We start from the raw sequence: 18,985 nt of genomic DNA, 5'->3' as shown, positions 1-18,985 counted from the left end.
CGCGTGACGTCGGCAGGGAGCCGCGGGAGGACCCGAAAGAGACGCGTGACGTCGGCAGGGAGCCGCGGGAGGACCCGAAAGAGACGCGTGACGTCGCCAAGGAGTCACGGGAGAGTTCGAAGGAGTCGCGCGAGCTCTTCCAGGAGCCCAAGGAGACGCCGAAGGACCAGCGTGACGACGACAGGGCCTCGCGCACGGCCAACCCCCGCGAGACGACGCCCCCCGAACCGCAGCCGAAGCGGGACCCCGCTCCGCCGGACCCCACCCCGAGGAGCGAGACGCCCCGGGACACGACGCCCGCCGACCCGCCCGGGAACGACCAGCCGCATCCCCCTGCCAGGGCGCACGAGCCGAACAACGACGACACCGCCCGCAGGCCGGAGCAGCCGAAGGACGAGACGCCGAGCAGGCCCGACCAGCCAAGGGACGACTCCACCAGGTCCGGCCATCCAGACACCACCCGGCCCGATCAGCCGAGAGACGACTCCGCCACGTCTGACCGGCCGAAGGACGGCCCGGAGCAGCCGCAGCCTCGCGCGGACGACCCCAAGGACGGCTCGGAGCAGCCGCAGCCTCGCGCGGACGACCCCAAGGACGGCTCGGAGCAGCCGCAGCCCCGCGCGGACGACCCCAAGGACGGCGGGAGGGACAGCCGTCACGACCGGGTGACCGATCCCGGCCGATCCGGCCAGGACGTCCTCGACACCCCGGGCAAGGACCACCCCGACGACGTCGACCAGACCGACCCCGGCAAACCGCAGGTCGTCGAGGTGGACGGGGTCAAGGTCCTGCAGATCCCGCTCGACCCGCCGACGGCTCGCGAGGTCGCCGACCTGCTGGAGCACGCCGACGCCGTCCAGCCTGCCGACCTGCCCGCCGTCGAGGGCGCGACGGACTCCGCCGGGGCGCCGGAGGGTACGGCAGGCCGTACGGGGAGCTCGGATGCCACCGGCGCTACCCACGCCACCTGGGCGAACGACGGCAGCGACGTCGTGTCGGCGCAGGCCAGGCCGCCGTCGGACGGGGCGGTGAAGTCGCTCGTGGACAACGCGAGCACGATTACGCCGAAGGAGATGCCGGGCGTGCAGCTGCCCACGGGGGAGTGGGGCAGACCGGCGGTTCCTGAGCACTTCCGCCCCGACGGCCCCACGGGCTCGGTGGATCCGGGCGGGCCGGTGCCGCAGGGTCAGGACTCCACCGGTCAGCCTCCGGCGGACGCCCGCGCAGCGAACGGCCAGATCTCCGGAGCCGCCCACGACGCCGCGCCGCGCCATGCCGAAGGGCGGCCGGAGCCCGGCCCCCAGGTGTCTGAACCGCCGCCAGCAGGCGGCCCACGACCTGCCGAAGGCACGACCGGGGCCGTTCACGGTGCTCCGGCCGCCTACGCGGAAGATCCGTCACCGACGGGACCTGTCGGTGACGGCGTCGCGAGATGGGCGAACGACGGCAGCGACGTCGTGTCCATGGACGCGAAGCCCCCGTCGGCCGCGGCCCTGGAAGCGTTGATGGACAACGCGAGCGACATCGAGCCGATGGAGATGCCCGGCGTGCACGTCCCGCCGGGAGAGTGGGGCACGGGGGTCTGGGTTCCGGAGAGCATCCAGCCCGACGGCCCCGCGGGCGCGGTGGAACCCGCCGGCCCGGCCCCGCACGCGCAGGATCCCGGCGGCCGGCCCTCCGCGGCCGCCGAGGGCGGGAACGGGCAGCCTTCCTCGCACACCGGCGACCCGCGTCCGGCGACCGGCGCGGGTCCCACGGCGGCCAGTACGAGCCCGACGACGACCGGCGCGAGTTCTATGGCTGCCGGTGCGGACGCGGTGCTGGACGGCGACGGGCCTGGAAAGTGGGCGAACGACGGCAGCGACGTCGTGTCCGTGGACGCGAAGCCCCCGTCGGCCGCGGCCCTGGAAGCGTTGATGGACAACGCGAGCGACATCGAGCCGATGGAGATGCCCGGCGTGCACGTCCCGCCGGGGGAGTGGGGCAAGGGGGTCTGGGTCGCCGATGACGTCGGGCCGGACGGCGAGCCGGGCCGGGTGGAGCCGAACGCGCCCGGCAGGCCGATCGTGCCGCCCGGCAGCTGAGCGAACGCCGGGCAACGAAGAGCATGCCGGGCAGCTGAGCTGAGCGCACGCCGGGCAACGAGGAGCATGCCGGGCAGCTGAGAGGAAGTGTCGCATGTACGTCGATCCACCGGCCCCGCAGCCGCGCCAGCCGGGCGAGCAGCCGCCCGCGACCGGCTCGGGAAGCCCCCTGGACGGCCAACCGCGGGCCTGGGAGTTCAATCCCGACTACCAGCGCCTGGTGACCGCCTGGCAGGCCGTTCTGCCCATGCTGGAGACGTTGACGGCCACCCTGGACAAGGCGTACGGGCTGGCGCGCAGCCCCCAGACGTGGGACGCGCCGGTCGGTGCCCGGTATGTCGAGGATCTGGGTGAATGGCGGAACAGGCTGGCGTTGTACCGGCAGGCGGTGCTCACGGCGATCAGCGACCAGGCGGCCGACACACCGCGGTGGGTTCCGGCCGCGGTCGGCGCTCCCCATGCCTTCTCGTGATTGTGGGTTTACAGTGGTGAGATGGGCTACGCACCCCATTACGGCCCGGACTTCGGGGTTCTCCAGCGGGAGGACCCTGAGATCGCGCAGGTGCTGCTCGACGAGCTGGATCGGGTGCGGGGCGGCCTGCAGCTGATCGCCAGCGAGAACTTCACCTCTCCCGCGGTGCTGGCCGCGCTGGGATCGACGCTCACCAACAAGTACGCCGAGGGCTATCCAGGCCGGCGCTACTACGGCGGTTGCGAGGTCGTCGACCGGGCCGAACTGCTGGCGACGGAGCGCGCCAAGCGGCTGTTCGGCGCCGAGCACGCCAACGTGCAGCCGCATTCGGGCGCCAGCGCGAACCTGGCCGCCTACGCCGCGCTGCTCCAGCCAGGCGACACGATGCTGGCCATGGCGCTGCCGCACGGCGGTCACCTCACCCACGGTTCGCGGGTCAACTTCTCCGGCCGCTGGTTCGACGTGGTGTCGTACGGGGTGCGCCGCGACACCGAGCTGATCGACTACGACGAGGTGCGCGATCTGGCGCTGCGGCGCCGGCCCAAGCTCATCGTGTGCGGGGCGACGGCCTATCCGAGGCTGATCGACTTCGGTGTCTTCCGCGGCATCGCCGACGAGGTGGGCGCGTGGTTGCTGGCCGACGTCGCGCACACGATCGGCCTGATGGCCGGTGGCGCGATCCCCTCGGCCGTGCCGTACGCGGACGTCGTCACCTTCACCACGCACAAGACGCTGCGCGGGCCGCGCGGCGGCGCCATCCTGTGCACGGCGGAGCTGGCGGCACGGGTCGACAGGGCGGTGTTCCCGTTCGTGCAGGGCGGTCCGCTCATGCACGCGGTCGCGGCGAAGGCGGTGGCGTTCGGTGAGGCGGCGCGGCCGGAGTTCGCCGGCTACGCGCGGGCGGTGGTCGACAACGCCCGCGCGCTGTGCGAGGCGCTCGAGGGCATGCGGCCGGTGTCCGGTGGCACCGACACGCATCTGGCGCTGGTGGACCTGCGCGGGTGCGGGGTGACGGGGGTGGAGGCCGAGCGGCGGTGCGCCGCGGCCGGCATCACGCTGAACCGCAACGCCATCCCTTACGATCCTGAGCCACCGGCTGTCACGTCGGGGCTGCGGGTGGGCACGCCGTGCCTCACGGCGCAGGGCATGGGAACCGAGCACATGAAGGAGGTGGGAACGCTGGTGTCGCGCGCGGTGAGATATCCCGAAACAGTGGATGAAGTGCGGGAACGCGTCACCGAGCTGGCGGCGGAACATCAGCCTTATCTCAGTGAATTATAAGGTGATCTGTGTCGATTTCCGGTCACAGCTGGCCGGGGTATCCGGGAAACTAGGTCCGTGCGCGAATACCTCTTCATGGCGCTGGCAGCGGCGGCGGTGACGTACCTGCTCGTCCCGCTGGTCCGGCGTTTCGCCATCCGTATCGGAGCCATGCCCGAGGTTCGCGATCGCGACGTGCACACCACTCCGACTCCGCGGCTCGGCGGGCTCGCGATGTACGGCGGGCTGGTCGCAGGACTGCTGACGGCGACCCAGCTCGACAAGACCGGCGGCGTCCTCGCCCAGGACAGCACCGTCCTCGCGCTCATCGTCGCGGGCGGGCTCATCACACTGACCGGCTTCCTCGACGACTGGTGGGGCATGGACGCCTTCATCAAGCTGGGCGGCCAGATCGGCGCGGCGGGCGTGCTGGTCTATTTCGGGCTGTACCTGCCGTGGATCCCCTGGGTCAGCGGCGAGAGCATCGGCCTCGCGCCGGATCTGAGCGCGATCATCACGATCCTGGTCGTGGTGATCTCCATCAACGCGGTCAACTTCGTCGACGGCCTGGACGGCCTGGCCGCCGGCATCGTCGGCATCGCCGCCGCGGCCACCTGGGTCTACGCCATCTTCCTCGACCAGAACATCGAGCAGAACAGGATCAACACCACGGCGGCCATCACCGCGATCCTGATCGGCATGTGCCTGGGCTTCCTGCCGCACAACTTCCACCCCGCCAGGATCTTCATGGGCGACACCGGGGCGATGCTCCTCGGCCTGGTCCTGGCCGCGTCGCTGATCACCGTCACGCCCGTCGACGCCGACGTGATCGAGGGCATGAACAGGTTCGGCGCGCTGATGCCGATCCTGCTGCCCGCCGCGGTGATGGTGCTGCCGCTCATCGACCTGATAAGCGCGGTCATCCGGCGCACGTCGATGGGCCTGTCGCCGTTCGCGCCCGACCGGGGCCACCTGCACCACCGCCTGCTCGACATCGGCCACTCGCACCGGCGCACCGTACTGATCATGTACGCGTGGACGTCGCTGTTCGCGCTCGGCCTGGTCGGCATGTCGGTCACCGGTGTGCCCGTCGTGTTCTTCCCGATCGTCATCGCGCTGGCGATCGGTGTGCTGGTGCTGATGGCGCTGCCGCGCTGGCGCGGAAGGGGCGGCTCGCATTCCGCCAAACGTAAGGGCAAACCGGACGATGAGGACGATGGTCCGCCTACCGGTCCGATGCCTCCCATCAGCGCCGATGTCACCTCGATGAGCCAGGTCAGTGATGACTCCCACGTTCTCCCCGCGTTTCCCGCCCGTTCGCCTTGATCGCGAACTAGAAAGGGCAGGTAAAGGCGGTCGTCGGCGAGCTTGTGATATCTTTCACGAGCAGGCCCTCATAGAGTACGGCTCATGGGGTAGCAATCGCTCGCTTGTTAACTGACTTATGGAGCACCGATGCAGGCAAACGACGTGCGCGTCCTCAAGAGCGCCGCGCTACCCACGGTGGTGGTGGGTGCCGTCGCTGTCATCGTGGCTTTCGTTCTCGCCGGCGGTAAGGGCGTCCTCGGCGCCCTCGTCGGTCTCGCGCTGGTGGCTGTCTTCTTCAGCATCAGCGTGGTGGCGGTGTCCTACGCCGCCCGCGTCTCCCCGCAGATGATGGCCATCGCCGCCATGCTCAGCTACGTCGTCAAGGTGCTCGTCATCCTCGCGATGCTGAACGCCTTCGGCGACACGACCGCGTGGGAGCCGAAGGCCTTCGCCTGGACCGTCGTGCTCGGCACCATCGCGTGGACCGCCGGTGAAGTGCGCGCCTTCATCAAGACCAAGATGCTTTACGTGGACCCCGAGGCCAAGGTGCCCGGGCGGGACCTGTCATGAACCCCGGTAAAGTAACCGGGCCCGATATGACTAGTCCTGCCTGTGCCTGCTATCGTCGGGCGCGCGATGAGCGAAGAGAAACGCCGGCCCGAGGACGACGGTCGCGACTTCGCCAACGCCGCGTGGTCGATTCCCAGCTCCCTGATCTCCGGGATGGTTGTCTACGGCGGTGCTGGCTGGTTGCTGGACCGGTACCTCGACACGTCCGCGTTCTTCCCCATAGGCATCGTCCTGGGGACAGTGCTCGCCGTCTACCTGGTCTACCGGAAGCACGGCCGCTAACTCCGCGCGGCGGTACCACCCGCCGAAGCACCTTTGTTGTGACCACCTACCACGCTGAAGGGAACGCCGCGTGATCGCGCTGACGCTCCTCGCCGATCCTGATCAGTTCCAGGCTCCGACGCCGGAAGAGCTGTTCGAACTTCCTCCGATCATTCCGGGGGTCGACTGGTTCACCAAGCCGGTGCTGCTGGCGATCCTCAGCTCGATCATCGTGCTCGCCTTCGTCTGGGCGGCGTTCTCCAATCCGAAGATCGTGCCCAGGGGCATCCAGAACATCGCCGAGATGGGCTACATGTTCGTGCGTGACCAGGTCGCCCGGCCCTTCCTGGGCAAGGACGCCGACCGGTTCATGGGCCTGCTCCTCAGCATGTTCTTCGTGATCTGGGTCTGGAACGTGATGGGTGTCATCCCGCTCGCCCAGTTCCCCGTCGCCTCGCACATCGCCTTCCCGATCGTGCTCGCCGTCTCGATCTACGTGCTGAAGCTCTACCTCGGCTTCAAGACCCAGGGCGTCGGCGGCTACTTCAAGAACATGATGTTCCCGCCCGGGCTTCCGAAGGGCATCTACGCGCTGCTGGCGCCGATCGAGTTCCTCTCGAACATGATCATCGCGCCCTTCACGCACGCGGTGCGACTCTTCGCCAACATGTTCGCCGGCCACATGCTCCTTGCCTTCTTCAGCGCGGTCGGCTTCTGGTTCCTTTTCGAGAAACTGACCCCTCTCGGTGCGCCGATCGGCGTCCTCGGCGTCCTGATGACCGTCATCATGACCGGCTTCGAGATGTTCATCCAGTTCCTGCAGGCGTTCCTCTTCGCGATGCTGGCTGCGATGTACATCGGCAACAGCCTGCACCCGGAGCACTAGAACCACCTAGCGGTATATCCAGACCGGTGATACACCGCATCACCGGCCGACCAAGTAAAGGAAAACATCAATGAGCCTTCTCGCTGAGGTCTCCGGCAACGTCACCGCCATCGGCTACGGTCTCGCCGCCATCGGCCCCGGCATCGGCGTCGGCATCATCTTCGGTCAGGGCGTGCAGGCCATCGCGCGTCAGCCCGAGGCTTACGGCCTGATCCGCCAGAACATGCTCCTCGGCTTCGTTCTGACCGAGGCTCTGGCCCTGATCGGTCTGGTCGCGCCGTTCATTTTCGCGAACCTGTAAGACCGAAGACCACCCTGACTGAAAGGCTGCATCCATGAATACGGCAGCTTCGCTCCTCGCGTCGGAGGGCGGCGCCAACCCGCTCATTCCGCACGTGTACGAGCTGGTCGTGGGCATCTTCGCGTTCTTCGCCGTCCTCCTCGTCGTCGGTAAGATCCTCACTCCGCGCATCCAGAAGACTCTGGCCGAGCGGACCGACGCGATCGAGGGCGGCATCAAGAGGGCGGAGGACGCCCAGGCCGAGGCGCAGGCGCTGCTCAAGCAGTACCGCGACCAGCTGGCCGAGGCCAGGCACGAGGCCGCCAGGCTGCGCGAGGAGGCTCGCGAGCAGGGCGCCCAGATCAAGGCCGAGCTCCGCGAGGAGGCTCAGGTCGAAGCGCGCCGCATCGTCGAGGCGGCGCACGCGCAGATCGAGGCCGACCGCCAGCAGGCGTTCAGCCAGCTGCGCACCGAGATCGGTCGGCTGTCGACCGACCTCGCCGCCCGCATCGTCGGCGAGTCCCTCGAGGACGAGGCGCGTCAGCGCCGCATCGTCGACCGGTTCCTTGACGAGCTGGAGAGCTCCTCTGCGCAGGCGGTGCGCTGATGAGAGGCTTGAGCAGGAGTTCGCTGGCCGCTGTTGAGGAGCGCTTCAACACGGTGGCGGCCTCGGCGGACTTGGGGCGCCTGGCCGACGACCTGAGCGCCATCGTGGACCTGCTCGACCGCGAGCACGGCCTGCGCCGGAACCTTTCGGATCCGGCGCGGCCCGCAGCCCAGAAGGCCCAGGTCATCCGCACGCTGCTCGAGGGCAAGGTCAGCGAGGCCGCGCTGGAGACCGCCGTCGCGGCGGTCGAGGCCAAGTGGTCGCGCGCCAGTGACCTGACCGACGCGCTCGAGCGGCTCAGCGTGATCGCCTCGGCCGCTCAGGCCGAGTCCGAGAGCCGGCTGGACGACGTGGAGGACGAGCTCTTCCGCTTCAGCCGCATCATCGCCGCCAACCCCGACCTGCGACGCGCGCTCGCCGACCCGGCCGCGCCCGCCGAGGGCAAGGAGCGGCTGCTGACGGAGCTGATCGGTGACAAGGTCGCCGCTGCGAGCCAGCGTCTCATCACGCAGCTGGCAGTTCGTCCGAGAGGACGTAGCCTGGAGACGGGCCTGGAGGAGTACTCCTGGCTCGTCGCGGAGCAGCGCCAGCGTCTGGTGGCGGTGGTTCGCAGCGCAGTGGCGCTGACCGACGTGCAGCGGCAGCGTCTGGGTGCGTGGCTGCGCACCTCCTATGGCCGTGACGTTCACGTGAACGTCGAGGTGGACCCGCGAGTGCAGGGTGGTTTCTCGGTTCGCATCGGCGACGAGGTCATCGACAGCACGATCGCGGGACGAATCGAAGAAGTCCGCCGCCGGTTGGCCGGCTAGGCGAATAGGGAGACAGAGAAGAGATGGCGGAGCTTACGATCCGGCCGGACGAGATCCGGGACGCGCTTGAGCGCTTCGTCCAGGCGTACGAACCGGAAGGCGCCGCGCGCGAGGAGATCGGGACCGTCGTCGACTGTGGCGACGGCATCGCCCATGTCTCCGGCCTTCCCTCGGCGATGGCGAACGAGCTGCTCGAGTTCGAGGACGGCACGCGCGGCCTGGCACTGAACCTCGACACCCGCGAGATCGGTGTCGTTATCCTCGGCGACTTCAGCAAGATCGAAGAGGGCCAGTCGGTCCGCAGGACCGGCGAGGTCCTGTCGGTGCCGGTCGGCGACAACTTCCTCGGTCGCGTCGTCGACCCCCTGGGCAACCCGCTCGACGGCAAGGGCGCCATCGAGGCCGAGGGCCTGCGCGCTCTCGAGCTGCAGGCCCCCTCCGTCGTGCAGCGCCAGCCGGTGAAGGAATCCCTCGCCACCGGCATCAAGGCGATCGACGCCATGACCGCGATCGGCCGTGGTCAGCGCCAGCTGATCATCGGTGACCGTGGCACCGGCAAGACCGCGATCGCCGTCGACACCATCCTCAACCAGCGCGACAACTGGCTGTCCGGCGACCCGGCCAAGCAGGTGCGCTGCATCTACGTCGCCGTCGGCCAGAAGGGCTCGACGATCGCGCAGGTCCGTGGCCGCCTCGAGGAGGCGGGCGCGATGGAGTACACCACCATCGTCGCCGCCCCCGCCTCCGACCCGGCCGGCTACAAGTACATCGCCCCCTACACCGGTTCCGCCATCGGGCAGCACTGGATGTACCAGGGCAAGCACGTCCTGATCGTCTTCGACGACCTGACCAAGCAGGCCGACGCCTACCGCGCCGTCTCCCTGCTGCTGCGTCGCCCGCCGGGCCGTGAGGCCTTCCCCGGCGACGTCTTCTACCTCCACTCCCGCCTGCTGGAGCGCTGCGCCAAGCTCTCCAACGAGATGGGCGGTGGCTCGATGACCGGTCTGCCGATCATCGAGACCAAGGGCAACGACGTGTCGGCCTTCATCCCGACCAACGTCATCTCCATCACCGACGGCCAGGTCTTCCTCGAGACCGACCTGTTCAACGCCGGTGTGCGCCCTGCCATCAACGTCGGTATCTCCGTCTCCCGAGTCGGTGGTTCGGCGCAGGCCAAGGCGATGCGCAAGGTCGCGGGCACGCTCCGTCTGGCCCTGTCGCAGTACCGTGACCTCGAGGCGTTCGCCTCGTTCGCCTCCGACCTCGACGCCGCCTCCAAGGCTCAGCTCGAGCGTGGTCTGCGCCTGGTCGAGCTGCTCAAGCAGCCGCAGTACAGCCCGTTCTCCCTGGAGCGCGAGGTCGTCTCGGTCTGGGCCGGCACCACCGGTGAGCTCGACGAGGTTCCGGTCGAGGACATCCGCCGCTTCGAGGGCGAGTTCCTCGACTACATCCAGAGCTCCCACAAGGGCGTCTTCACCAGCATCGCCGAGACCAGGGACCTCAGCGACGACACGGTGACCGCCCTCAAGGACGCCATCACCGAGTTCAAGAAGGGCTTCACCACCTCTTCGGGTGAGCTGCTCGTCAAGGACGAGCCTGTCGCGCCGCTGGACGCCGACGAGGTCGGCCAGGAGAAGATCCGCAAGGTCGTCCGCCCGGCGGAGAAGAAGTAGCCGATGGGTGCCCAGCTAAGGCTGCTGCGGCGGCGGATCAAGTCGGTCGAGTCGACCGCCAAGATCACGCGCGCCCAGGAGCTCATCGCCTCGTCACGGATCGTGCGGGCGCAGCAGCGGATGCAGGCGGCGGTGCCGTACGAGCGGGAGATCACCCGCGCCGTCACGGGCGTCGTCAGCAACGCGGCGAGCGTCGACCATCCGCTGACCGTGGAGAAGGACCAGCCGCAGACGGCGGGCGTGCTCATCGTCACCAGCGACAGCGGCTTCTGCGGCGGCTTCAACGCCAACGTGCTGCGTGAGGCCGAGGCGCTGCGTGGTCACCTCGAAGGGCGGGGTCTCCAGGTCAAGCCGTTCGTCAGCGGGCGCAAGGGTGTCACCTGGCACTCCTTCCGCGGTCGCGAGATGGCCGGCGAGTGGGTCGGGTTCTCCCGCAGGCCGTCCTACGCCAACGCCAAGGAGATCGCCAACGAGCTGATCGAGGCGTTCAAGGACGAGAACGGGATCGACGAGATCCACATCGTCTCGACCGAGTTCGTCTCGATGCTGACCCAGAACGTGGTGGTCAAGCGCGTCCTGCCGCTCGAGATCGAGGAGTCGGAGGCGACGGCGACCGAGACGATCCCGCCGTACTTCGAGTTCGAGCCGACCGCGGGTGACGTTCTGGACTCGCTGCTGCCGCGGTACGTGGAGTCGCGCATCTTCAGCGCGCTGCTCCAGTCCGCGGCCTCCGAGGAGGCCGCGCGCCGCCGCGCCATGAAGTCCGCGACGGACAACGCCACCGAGCTCAGGCGGGTCCTGACCCAGCAGATGAACCAGGCTCGCCAGGCCGAGATCACCCAGGAAATCAGCGAGATCGTCGGTGGCGCCAACGCGCTGGCTGACGCCGCAGCGGGGAAAGAGTGAAATGACTGCAGAGACTGTTGAGACCACGACCGGCACGGGCCGCGTGGCTCGCGTCACGGGTCCCGTCGTCGACGTGGAGTTCCCCGTCGAGGCGATGCCCGACATCTACAACGCCCTCACCGTCGAGGTGATCCTCGGCGAGGAGACCAAGACGCTGACCCTCGAGGTCGCCCAGCACCTGGGTGACAACCTGGTCCGCGCCATCTCGATGCAGCCCACCGACGGCCTGACCCGCGGTGCGGCGGTCGCCGACTCCGGCAACCCGATCTCGGTGCCCGTCGGCGACATCGTCAAGGGCCACGTGTGGAACGCGCTCGGCGAGTCGCTCGACGTGCCGACCGCCTCCCTCAAGGTCAGCGAGAAGTGGGGCATCCACCGTCCGTCCCCCGCGTTCGACCAGCTCGAGTCGCGTACCGAGATGCTGCCCACCGGCATCAAGGTCATCGACCTGCTGACGCCGTACGTGAAGGGTGGAAAGATCGGTCTGTTCGGTGGCGCCGGTGTCGGCAAGACCGTTCTGATCCAGGAGATGATCCGCCGAGTCGCGCTGAAGTTCTCGGGCACCTCGGTGTTCGCGGGCGTCGGCGAGCGTACCCGTGAGGGCAACGACCTCTGGCTGGAGATGGATGAGGCGGGCGTTCTCAAGGACACCGCCCTCGTCTTCGGTCAGATGGACGAGCCGCCGGGCACCCGTCTGCGTGTCGCGCTCTCCGCGCTGACCATGGCGGAGTACTTCCGCGACGTGCAGAAGCAGGACGTGCTTCTGTTCATCGACAACATCTTCCGTTTCACCCAGGCCGGTTCCGAGGTCTCCACCCTGCTCGGCCGTATGCCGTCCGCCGTGGGTTACCAGCCCACGCTGGCCGACGAGATGGGTGTGCTCCAGGAGCGCATCACCTCGACGCGTGGCCACTCGATCACCTCCATGCAGGCGATCTACGTGCCCGCGGACGACATCACCGACCCGGCCCCGCACAACGCGTTCGCGCACCTCGACGCGCAGACCGTTCTCTCGCGGCCGATCTCGGAGAAGGGCATCTACCCCGCGGTGGACCCGCTCGACTCCTCCTCCCGCATCCTCGACCCGCAGATCGTGGGCGAGGAGCACTACCGGGTGGCCCAGGAGACCAAGCGGATCCTGCAGAAGTACCGCGAGCTCCAGGACATCATCGCGATCCTCGGTATCGACGAGCTGTCCGAAGAGGACAAGGTGACCGTCAACCGGGCCCGCCGCATCGAGCGCTTCCTGTCGCACCCGATGTACGCCGCCGAGGCGTTCACCGGCCAGCCGGGTGAGTTCGTGCCGCTGGACGAGACGATCGCCTCGTTCAAGGGGCTGTGCGAGGGTGAGTACGACCACCTGCCCGAGCAGGCCTTCTTCATGGTCGGCGGCATCGAGCAGGCCATCGCCAAGGCCAAGGAACTCTCCAAGTAATCGCCTTCGGTGCCAGGTGCGGCGACGCAAGTGCCGCACCTGGCATCTGATCGGAAAGGAACCTACACAAGTGGCGAAGCTACGCGTAGGGGTCGTCTCACCGGAGCGTGAGATCTGGTCGGGCGAGGCCGACATGGTGATTGCCAAGACCGTGGACGGCGAGATCGGTATTATGCCTCAACACGCACCGGTGCTCGGCGTGCTCGTCGAGGGCGGGGTCCTGCGTGTGAAGCGCGGCGGCGGCGAGGAGGACCTCATCGCCGCGGTGCACGGCGGGTTCATCTCCGTGGCCGACAACGAGGTGTCCGTGCTGGCCGAGGCGGCCGAGCTCGGGTCCGAGGTGGACGTCGCGGCTGCCCGCGACGCTCTCGAGCGGGCCCAGGCCTCGATCGAGGCGGACCAGGAGGACGCCGACGCGGCGCTCGAGGCCAAGCGGGCTCGGGCACGGCTGCGCGCGGCCGGCGAGGACGTCTGATCTTTCACAACATGCGGGGGCGGCGATGCTGACGATTCTCACGGACGCGCTGCTCGCTGCCCTGCTGCTCGCGGCTCTCATGATGATCCGCGGTTTCGCGCTGGCACGTTCCCGCGGGAGCGTGCCGTGTCGACTCAAGGTAGGGTCCATCACGGGTCCCGGAGGCTGGCGCAGCGGTGTAGCCCGCTATGCCGACGGGGAGCTCCACTGGATCCCGCTCATGGGTGTGCTGTTCAGGCCGCGCCACGCGATCGCGAGGCGCGGCCTGACTGTTTCCAACAGGCAGCAGCTCGGCGGCGGCCTGTGGGCGGTCGACTGCGGCGAGGTGTCGCTGGCGATGTCGGAGGACGCGCTGACGGGCTTCCTGGCGTGGCTCGAATCCGCCCCACCCAGCGCCTACCTCGACGTCGCCTGACCCACCCGGCTCCGCGACCGCTTCGTCCGGCCGGGGTCCTTCCGGGTCGCCGTCTTCTTCGGGCTCCGTGCGCCCCGCTTCGAGCTTCCTGCGCCGGGCCTTTCTGCTTCGGGCGGCCCCCCTGCTTCGGGCGGCGGGCTTCCTGCCCCGGGCTGCGGTTGTCCGCGGTTCAAGAACTCCCGGTACGGCAAGCCGGGTCACGGCCACCGCGGTCACCCGGTGGCCGCCCGTCCATCACGCCACTCCAGCGCGACTCCGGCCGGTCGCCGTCACGTCTGCCGGGTACCTCCCGGCTTCCACAGGATCTCGCCGCCGTCGTGCGAGGTGCGGCACAGGATGAACAGCAGGTCGGACAGGCGGTTGAGATACTTGGCCGGCAGCGGGCTGACGTCCTCGTGCGCCTCCAGGGCCGCCCACGCCGAACGCTCGGCGCGGCGCACCGTCACCCGGGCCACGTGGAGCTGCGCCGTGGCCGGGTCGCCGCCGGGCAGGATGAAGCTGCGCAGCGGCTTGAGGTCGGCGTTGAAGCGGTCGCACTGCGATTCGAGCCACTCGATGTAGGAGGGCTCGACGCGCAGCGGCGGGAACTCGGGGCTGTCGACGAGCGGGGTGGCCAGGTCGGCGCCCAGGTCGAACAGCTCGTTCTGGACCCGGCGCAGGACCTCGGCGATCTCGGGGGCGAGCGTGCCGTACGAGAGGGCGAGGCCGATGGCGGCGTTGGCCTCCTCGGCGTCGGCGTACGCGGCGAGTCTGGGGTCGGTCTTGGACGTGCGGCTCAGGTCGCTGAGCGCGGTCGTGCCGTCGTCGCCGGTGCGGGTGTAGATCGTGGAGAGGACGACTGGCTTGTCCTTGTCTGCGCGCGTCATGCCCCCAGCATCGCAGACGCCCCGGCCGCGACGGCCGGCGCTGCTGATCTCCTGGTGACCGGTCGAGGCGCCGGCCGGGACGGTCGCCGGTGGAGGTGACAGATGTCATGAGGGTTCGGCGCGATCTTCATGGCAGGCCGGTGATATCGGCGACTACAGCGGCGAATCCCGAAACGACAGCCTTATGGGCATGAGGACGATAGAGACGCGGGACCCCGTCGCCCCCACGACGGCGGACGGACCGGCGATCGAGGTCGCGGGTCTGCGGCAGCGGTACGGGAGCTTCGAGGCGGTGCGCGGCATCTCCTTCGAGGTGCACCCGGCCGAGCTGTTCGCGCTGCTCGGCACCAACGGCGCCGGCAAGACCACCACGATGGAGGTCCTGGAGGGCTTCACCAGGGTGAGCGAGGGCCGTGTGCGGGTCCTCGGCCTGGACCCGGTCCGCCAGCGCAGGGCGCTGCGCCCGCGCATCGGGATCATGTTGCAGGAGGCCGGTTTCCTCGGCGACCTGACCGTCGCGGAGACGGTCGCGGTCTGGAAGGGCATGAGCGCCGACGCCGGCCGTCCGCCCCTCGAGGCAGACGTGCTGGAGACCGTCGACCTGGCCGCCAAGGCCAAGACCAGGGTCCGCCAGCTGTCGGGAGGGCAGAAGCGCAGGCTGGACCTGGCGCTGGCGCTGCTGTCCCGCCCCGAGGTGCTCTTCCTGGACGAGCCCACCACCGGCATGGACCCGGAGGCCCGGCAGGCCACCTGGGAGGTCATCAGGGGCCTCAGAGCCGCCGGGACCACGGTGCTGCTGACCACGCACTACCTGGAGGAGGCCGAGCGCCTGGCCGACCGGCTGGCCATCATGCACGAGGGCGTGATCCGCACCTACGGCACGGTCGACGAGGTCGTGAGCACCACGGGCGACCAGATCACCTTCAGGCTGCCGGAGCCCGCCGAGCCGCCGTTCCTGCCCGGCGCGGCTCCCGTCGTCACCGGCAGTCAGGTCGTCTACAGCCTGGCGGGCGAGGCGCACCCGGCCCTGCGGACCCTGCTGGCCTGGGCCGACGGTCACGGTGTCATTCTCGAGCGGCTCGAGGTGCGCAGGGGCACCCTCGAGGACGCGTTCCTGCGCGTGGTGGGAGACAGGCGATGAGGACCGACGCTCTGCATGCCGTACGGCTGGCCAGGATGGATCTGAAGCTGCTGGGCCGCAACACGACCGCGATGGTCAACGTGGTGCTGCTGCCGTTCCTGTTCGGCCTGATGTTCTCGCAGAACGGCGACCAGACGTTCGTGCTCACCGGGCTGCCGGGGCTGATGGTGGTGTTCGCGGTCTTCATCAACCTGGTCAACTCCTTCACCGCGCGTCGCGAGGAGCTGGTGCTCAAGCGGCTGCGCGGCGGCCAGAGCTCGCCCGCGGCCATCTTCGGCGGCGCGGCGCTGTCGGGGCTGGCGGTGTACGCGGGCCAGGTGGCGTTGCTGAGCGTGTGGATCGACCGCTCGGGCGGCGGGCTGCCGCGGAACGTGCCCATGATGCTGGTGGCGGCCGTCCTGGGGACGGCGGTGTTCGCGCTGCTGGCCGCCGCGTTCTCGGGGATCACGCCGAACGCGGAGTTCGCCCAGGTGGCGGTGGTGCCGGTGCTGCTGGTCGCGCTGCTGGGCGCGCCGCTCATGGTGCCGTTGGAGCACATGCCCTTCGCCGCGCGGCTGGTGCCGACCACGCCCATCACCGAGATGATGCGGATGGGCTACGTCGGCGGATCGTGGGTGGACGCGCTGCCGTGGATCGGAGCGCTGGTCGTCTGGCTCGGCATCGCGGTGCTGCTGGTCAGGTGGCTGTTCCGATGGGATCCCCGGCACAGCTAGGTTTGCTGCGAGATGACCGATATCAGCACCGACTACCAGCGCCTCCGGCGAGCCACCCTGTGGAGCGTCGCCGGGGGCGCCACCCTGCCCTGGTTGAGCCTGGTGGGGGCGGTGGGTGATCCCGCCCGGCCCGCCGTGTGGCGGCTGGTGGCGGTCGCGCTCCTCCTGGTCGTCTTCACCGTCTGCTACGTGCGCGGCGCCAGGACGGTGGTCCAGGGTGAGTACCCCCGCCGTGAGGTGCTCATCACCGCGGTGCTCGGGCTGATCGCCTTCGTGCTCATCCGCGAGCAGTTCATCCCCGCCGCGGGGATTCCCGTCGCGTGGGTGGCGCTGGCCGTCCTGCGCGTGTCCAAGCTGCGGGCGGTCCTGATCGGGCTGGGCGCGGTCGCGGTCTGCAGTGCGATCGTGCCGATGGGGGTGTTCTTCTACGCGCTGATGGGCGGGGTGGTGGGCTGGCTGAGCCGCTTCCAGTTCTGGTTCTGGACGGTGGTCAAGGCCGCCCATGACGGTAGGGAGGCCCTGACCAAGCTCGCCGTCACCGAGGAGCGGCTGCGCTTCTCGCGCGACATGCACGACATCGTCGGCCACAGCCTCTCGGCCATCGCGGTCAAGAGCGAGCTGGCCGCCCGACTGGCCACAGGGGAGGCGGCCAAGGAGATGATGGAGGTCAGGCGGCTGGCCAGGGACTCGCTCAAGGAGATCCGCGCGGTGGTGCGCGGCTACCGTACGGTCGATCTCGGCGCCGAGCTGCGCAGCGTCAGAGCCGTCCTGGAGGCGGCGGGCATCAGCTGCGCCCTCGAACTGCCGCAGGACGGCCTGAGCGAGGAGGTCAGCACGCTGCTGGCCTGGCTGGTACGCGAGAGCAGCACGAACGTGCTGCGCCACAGCGCCGCGACCGCCTGCCGGATCAGGGTGGCGGCCGGAGCCGGGGAGGTGGAGCTGACCGTGAGCAACGACAACCCCAAACCGTCCAGGGGTACGGCCGGCACCGGCCTCACCGGGATGAGCGAGCGGGTGGCCGCGCTCGGCGGCGTGCTGACGGCAGGGGAGAGCAAGGGAGAGTTCGTGGTGAGGGCGAGGATCCCCGCATGATCAAGGTGCTGCTGGCCGACGACGAGCACCTCATCCGTGAGGCGCTGGCCACGCTGCTCGGCCTCGAACCGGACATCGAGGTGGTCACCCAGGTCGGCAGGGGCGACCAGGTGGTGACCGCGGTCCGCGCGCACCGGCCCGACGTGATCGTCCTCGACATCGAGATGCCCGGCATGGACGGCCTGAGCGTCGCCGAGGCGCTGCCGGGGCAGGCCATCGTGATCCTCACCAGCTTCGGCCGTCCCGGCTATCTGCGCAGGGCGCTGGCGGCGGGGGTGCGCGGGTTCATCCCCAAGGACGCCTCGGCCAGCGAGCTGGCGGCGGCGATCAGGAAGGTGCGTGACGGCGGGCGCTACCTCGACCCGGAGATGGCGGCCTCGGCGATGATGGCGGGGGAGAACCCGCTGACCGATCGGGAGCGCCGGGCGCTCGAGCTGGCGGCCGCCGGGTCGCCGGTCAGCGAGATCGCCGCGGCCATGCACCTGACGGAGGGAACGGTCCGCAACTACCTGTCGAGCGCGATCACCAAACTCGGTGCGAGCAACCGAATCACCGCAATTCGGATGGCTCGGGACATGGGTTGGCTCTGACCGGGTAACCGTACTGATGGTTGGTGTGCCGATTATCACCCCGAGAGAGAGCATGACCACGTTGCGTGATTAGATGGCAGCGTGACCTGAGGAGGTGGCATGCGGGTCAAGGGTACGCCTGGAGCTCAGGTGGTGTACGTCGGGCAGCGGCTCGACGTGGGGACCGTGTCAGGGGTCCGGCCGCGTCTGCATGGCGCGGTCGACTCGGGTCGCGGTGACCTGATCGTCGACCTCTCCCGGTTGGAGATGATCGATGCCACCGGCCTTGGCGTTCTCGTCGGCACGCATCGCCGCGCGCTGAGCGCGGATCGCCGCCTCGTTCTCCGGGGGGTGCCGCCGCGGATCATGCGGGTGCTTGCGGTGACTCGGCTGAATCGAGTGCTCCGCGTGGAAGCGCCGGCGGCCGCGGTGGCCTGAGATGACATCCGGCGGGATCGGGAGTACGCCGGAGGCCACACCATATCGGAGGGTGGAGCGCGATCAGCCGCGCTCTGCCCTCCCTCATGTCCGCCGTTCCGGATAATCCGGAAGGTGCCAATGAATGATTAGGAAAGACCGGAAATCGATCGCTGGAAGATATGGACAGCTGTGCGCACAAGCTCGTCCGTCTCGGGGGGTTGATCGGCCAGCACCCATTCGATGAGGAGCTCCTGCAGCGCTCCAATCAGCCCGAGCGCGAGCAGGTGCCGATCGAGGGGAGCCGAAGCCGGAAACGGTTGCGTCACGTCCTCGACGATGCGCGCGAAGGAGTCTATCGCCCGTTGTCGCGAGGCGGTCAGAACGTCGCCCGACCGCCGGACCTCCACATGCATGATGCGGGCTCGCCGCCAGTCGGCCGTGGCGAAGCCGATATAGGTGGTGATCCCGGCGCTGATGCGGGCCTCGAGCTGGGGCGGGGCGTCCTGAAGTGCCTTCGAGACCGCGGCCAGGGCCTCGTCGACGCAGCGCTCGTGCAGGGCTTGGAGGAGTTCCTCCCTGCCGCCGAAACACTCGTAGAAGGCGCGGTTGGAGATGCGCGCCTCCGTACACAGCCTTTCGATCGTCGTGGCAGCGAACCCCGGTTTCGCGTAGAGCGTGTACGCGGCCGCCATCAGCCGCTCCCGTCTGTCAGCCAGCCTTTGCTCGGCCGACATTCCCCGGTA

Annotated in this window: 22 protein-coding genes; 20 read left to right on the top strand and 2 right to left on the bottom strand. The window is 69.1% G+C overall.

Annotated features, from left to right (window positions below; translation table 11 throughout):
- The 15 genes from ACWEVS_RS20290 to ACWEVS_RS20220 form a co-directional block, all read left to right on the top strand.
- Positions 1-2,084 (top strand): hypothetical protein (locus ACWEVS_RS20290; RefSeq protein ID WP_452552751.1); only part of this gene is annotated, 2,084 nt, incomplete at its 5' end.
- Between the two features lie 94 nt (positions 2,085-2,178).
- A complete protein-coding gene (locus tag ACWEVS_RS20285) occupies positions 2,179-2,556 on the top strand; it encodes a hypothetical protein (protein WP_449926642.1) in 378 nt (125 codons plus the stop codon).
- 21 nt (positions 2,557-2,577) lie between these two features.
- Complete coding sequence (locus tag ACWEVS_RS20280; protein WP_354917230.1) at positions 2,578-3,837, top strand: serine hydroxymethyltransferase; 1,260 nt, start codon at positions 2,578-2,580, stop codon at positions 3,835-3,837.
- A gap of 57 nt (positions 3,838-3,894) precedes the next feature.
- Complete coding sequence (locus ACWEVS_RS20275; protein WP_354917233.1) at positions 3,895-5,142, top strand: glycosyltransferase family 4 protein; 1,248 nt, start codon at positions 3,895-3,897, stop codon at positions 5,140-5,142.
- A gap of 129 nt (positions 5,143-5,271) precedes the next feature.
- Complete coding sequence (locus ACWEVS_RS20270) at positions 5,272-5,694, top strand: hypothetical protein (RefSeq protein ID WP_354917235.1); 423 nt, start codon at positions 5,272-5,274, stop codon at positions 5,692-5,694.
- A 66-nt stretch (positions 5,695-5,760) separates the two neighbouring features.
- A complete protein-coding gene (locus ACWEVS_RS20265) occupies positions 5,761-5,976 on the top strand; it encodes an AtpZ/AtpI family protein (RefSeq protein ID WP_354917238.1) in 216 nt (71 codons plus the stop codon).
- 70 nt (positions 5,977-6,046) lie between these two features.
- On the top strand, positions 6,047-6,841 hold the full coding sequence (gene atpB / locus ACWEVS_RS20260) for a F0F1 ATP synthase subunit A (protein WP_452416921.1): 795 nt from the start codon (positions 6,047-6,049) through the stop codon (positions 6,839-6,841).
- A 70-nt stretch (positions 6,842-6,911) separates the two neighbouring features.
- A complete protein-coding gene (atpE, locus tag ACWEVS_RS20255) occupies positions 6,912-7,142 on the top strand; it encodes an ATP synthase F0 subunit C (protein WP_354917244.1) in 231 nt (76 codons plus the stop codon).
- Positions 7,143-7,176: 34 nt separating this feature from the next.
- Complete coding sequence (locus ACWEVS_RS20250; protein ID WP_449926630.1) at positions 7,177-7,728, top strand: F0F1 ATP synthase subunit B; 552 nt, start codon at positions 7,177-7,179, stop codon at positions 7,726-7,728.
- Complete coding sequence (locus ACWEVS_RS20245; RefSeq protein ID WP_452552749.1) at positions 7,728-8,537, top strand: F0F1 ATP synthase subunit delta; 810 nt, start codon at positions 7,728-7,730, stop codon at positions 8,535-8,537. The genes ACWEVS_RS20250 and ACWEVS_RS20245 overlap by 1 nt, the downstream gene beginning before the upstream one ends.
- Positions 8,538-8,560: 23 nt before the next feature.
- Positions 8,561-10,210 carry a F0F1 ATP synthase subunit alpha gene (atpA, locus tag ACWEVS_RS20240; RefSeq protein ID WP_354917253.1) on the top strand — a complete coding sequence of 550 codons (1,650 nt, stop codon included), beginning with the start codon at positions 8,561-8,563 and terminating at the stop codon, positions 10,208-10,210.
- Between the two features lie 3 nt (positions 10,211-10,213).
- Positions 10,214-11,116, top strand: coding sequence for a F0F1 ATP synthase subunit gamma (locus ACWEVS_RS20235; protein ID WP_354917256.1), 903 nt, complete (start codon positions 10,214-10,216; stop codon positions 11,114-11,116).
- A 1-nt stretch (position 11,117) separates the two neighbouring features.
- A complete protein-coding gene (gene atpD, locus ACWEVS_RS20230; protein ID WP_354917259.1) occupies positions 11,118-12,551 on the top strand; it encodes a F0F1 ATP synthase subunit beta in 1,434 nt (477 codons plus the stop codon).
- Positions 12,552-12,621: 70 nt separating this feature from the next.
- Positions 12,622-13,026 (top strand): F0F1 ATP synthase subunit epsilon, encoded by a 405-nt coding sequence (locus ACWEVS_RS20225; RefSeq protein ID WP_354917262.1) that lies wholly within the window; start codon positions 12,622-12,624, stop codon positions 13,024-13,026.
- Between the two features lie 25 nt (positions 13,027-13,051).
- Positions 13,052-13,441 carry a DUF2550 domain-containing protein gene (locus ACWEVS_RS20220; RefSeq protein WP_452552747.1) on the top strand — a complete coding sequence of 130 codons (390 nt, stop codon included), beginning with the start codon at positions 13,052-13,054 and terminating at the stop codon, positions 13,439-13,441.
- Between the two features lie 269 nt (positions 13,442-13,710).
- Here the strand turns inward: ACWEVS_RS20220 and ACWEVS_RS20215 are convergent, their stop codons facing one another.
- Complete coding sequence (locus ACWEVS_RS20215) at positions 13,711-14,307, bottom strand: cob(I)yrinic acid a,c-diamide adenosyltransferase (protein WP_452552746.1); 597 nt, start codon at positions 14,305-14,307, stop codon at positions 13,711-13,713.
- A 190-nt stretch (positions 14,308-14,497) separates the two neighbouring features.
- Here ACWEVS_RS20215 and ACWEVS_RS20210 point away from each other — a divergent pair, with 190 nt between their 5' ends.
- From ACWEVS_RS20210 to ACWEVS_RS20190, 5 genes are all read left to right on the top strand, one after another.
- A complete protein-coding gene (locus ACWEVS_RS20210; RefSeq protein ID WP_452552745.1) occupies positions 14,498-15,448 on the top strand; it encodes an ABC transporter ATP-binding protein in 951 nt (316 codons plus the stop codon).
- Positions 15,445-16,161 carry an ABC transporter permease gene (locus ACWEVS_RS20205; protein ID WP_449926614.1) on the top strand — a complete coding sequence of 239 codons (717 nt, stop codon included), beginning with the start codon at positions 15,445-15,447 and terminating at the stop codon, positions 16,159-16,161. The genes ACWEVS_RS20210 and ACWEVS_RS20205 overlap by 4 nt, the downstream gene beginning before the upstream one ends.
- A gap of 12 nt (positions 16,162-16,173) precedes the next feature.
- Positions 16,174-17,253, top strand: coding sequence for a sensor histidine kinase (locus ACWEVS_RS20200; RefSeq protein WP_449926612.1), 1,080 nt, complete (start codon positions 16,174-16,176; stop codon positions 17,251-17,253).
- Positions 17,250-17,843: a response regulator transcription factor gene (locus ACWEVS_RS20195; RefSeq protein ID WP_449926609.1), complete on the top strand. Its 594-nt coding sequence runs from the start codon at positions 17,250-17,252 to the stop codon at positions 17,841-17,843. Before ACWEVS_RS20200 ends, ACWEVS_RS20195 begins: the two co-directional genes overlap by 4 nt.
- Positions 17,844-17,942: 99 nt before the next feature.
- Positions 17,943-18,260: an STAS domain-containing protein gene (locus tag ACWEVS_RS20190; protein ID WP_452416926.1), complete on the top strand. Its 318-nt coding sequence runs from the start codon at positions 17,943-17,945 to the stop codon at positions 18,258-18,260.
- A 128-nt stretch (positions 18,261-18,388) separates the two neighbouring features.
- Here the strand turns inward: ACWEVS_RS20190 and ACWEVS_RS20185 are convergent, their stop codons facing one another.
- The gene (locus tag ACWEVS_RS20185; RefSeq protein ID WP_354917287.1) at positions 18,389-18,934 is read right to left on the bottom strand and encodes a TetR/AcrR family transcriptional regulator; all 546 of its coding nucleotides are present in this window, start codon (positions 18,932-18,934) and stop codon (positions 18,389-18,391) included.
- Positions 18,935-18,985 lie beyond the last annotated feature (51 nt).

This window comes from Nonomuraea sp. NPDC003754, assembly GCF_053605785.1.
Note: the sequence above shows the minus strand (reverse complement) of the source record. Positions and strands in the feature narration are given on the sequence as shown.

What these genes read in the sequence shown, in the direction of transcription:
- ACWEVS_RS20235 (WP_354917256.1), top strand. Translation starts at nt 10,214, where the DNA reads ATGGGTGCCCAGCTAAGGCTGCTGCGGCGGCGGATCAAGTCGGTCGAG.
- ACWEVS_RS20220 (WP_452552747.1), top strand. Translation starts at nt 13,052, where the DNA reads ATGCTGACGATTCTCACGGACGCGCTGCTCGCTGCCCTGCTGCTCGCG.
- atpE (WP_354917244.1), top strand. Translation starts at nt 6,912, where the DNA reads ATGAGCCTTCTCGCTGAGGTCTCCGGCAACGTCACCGCCATCGGCTAC.
- ACWEVS_RS20200 (WP_449926612.1), top strand. Translation starts at nt 16,174, where the DNA reads ATGACCGATATCAGCACCGACTACCAGCGCCTCCGGCGAGCCACCCTG.
- ACWEVS_RS20205 (WP_449926614.1), top strand. Translation starts at nt 15,445, where the DNA reads ATGAGGACCGACGCTCTGCATGCCGTACGGCTGGCCAGGATGGATCTG.
- atpD (WP_354917259.1), top strand. Translation starts at nt 11,118, where the DNA reads ATGACTGCAGAGACTGTTGAGACCACGACCGGCACGGGCCGCGTGGCT.
- ACWEVS_RS20215 (WP_452552746.1), bottom strand. Translation starts at nt 14,307, where the DNA reads ATGACGCGCGCAGACAAGGACAAGCCAGTCGTCCTCTCCACGATCTAC.
- atpA (WP_354917253.1), top strand. Translation starts at nt 8,561, where the DNA reads ATGGCGGAGCTTACGATCCGGCCGGACGAGATCCGGGACGCGCTTGAG.
- ACWEVS_RS20195 (WP_449926609.1), top strand. Translation starts at nt 17,250, where the DNA reads ATGATCAAGGTGCTGCTGGCCGACGACGAGCACCTCATCCGTGAGGCG.
- ACWEVS_RS20190 (WP_452416926.1), top strand. Translation starts at nt 17,943, where the DNA reads ATGCGGGTCAAGGGTACGCCTGGAGCTCAGGTGGTGTACGTCGGGCAG.
- ACWEVS_RS20280 (WP_354917230.1), top strand. Translation starts at nt 2,578, where the DNA reads ATGGGCTACGCACCCCATTACGGCCCGGACTTCGGGGTTCTCCAGCGG.
- ACWEVS_RS20270 (WP_354917235.1), top strand. Translation starts at nt 5,272, where the DNA reads ATGCAGGCAAACGACGTGCGCGTCCTCAAGAGCGCCGCGCTACCCACG.
- ACWEVS_RS20285 (WP_449926642.1), top strand. Translation starts at nt 2,179, where the DNA reads ATGTACGTCGATCCACCGGCCCCGCAGCCGCGCCAGCCGGGCGAGCAG.
- ACWEVS_RS20245 (WP_452552749.1), top strand. Translation starts at nt 7,728, where the DNA reads ATGAGAGGCTTGAGCAGGAGTTCGCTGGCCGCTGTTGAGGAGCGCTTC.
- ACWEVS_RS20265 (WP_354917238.1), top strand. Translation starts at nt 5,761, where the DNA reads ATGAGCGAAGAGAAACGCCGGCCCGAGGACGACGGTCGCGACTTCGCC.
- ACWEVS_RS20210 (WP_452552745.1), top strand. Translation starts at nt 14,498, where the DNA reads ATGAGGACGATAGAGACGCGGGACCCCGTCGCCCCCACGACGGCGGAC.
- ACWEVS_RS20185 (WP_354917287.1), bottom strand. Translation starts at nt 18,934, where the DNA reads ATGGCGGCCGCGTACACGCTCTACGCGAAACCGGGGTTCGCTGCCACG.
- ACWEVS_RS20250 (WP_449926630.1), top strand. Translation starts at nt 7,177, where the DNA reads ATGAATACGGCAGCTTCGCTCCTCGCGTCGGAGGGCGGCGCCAACCCG.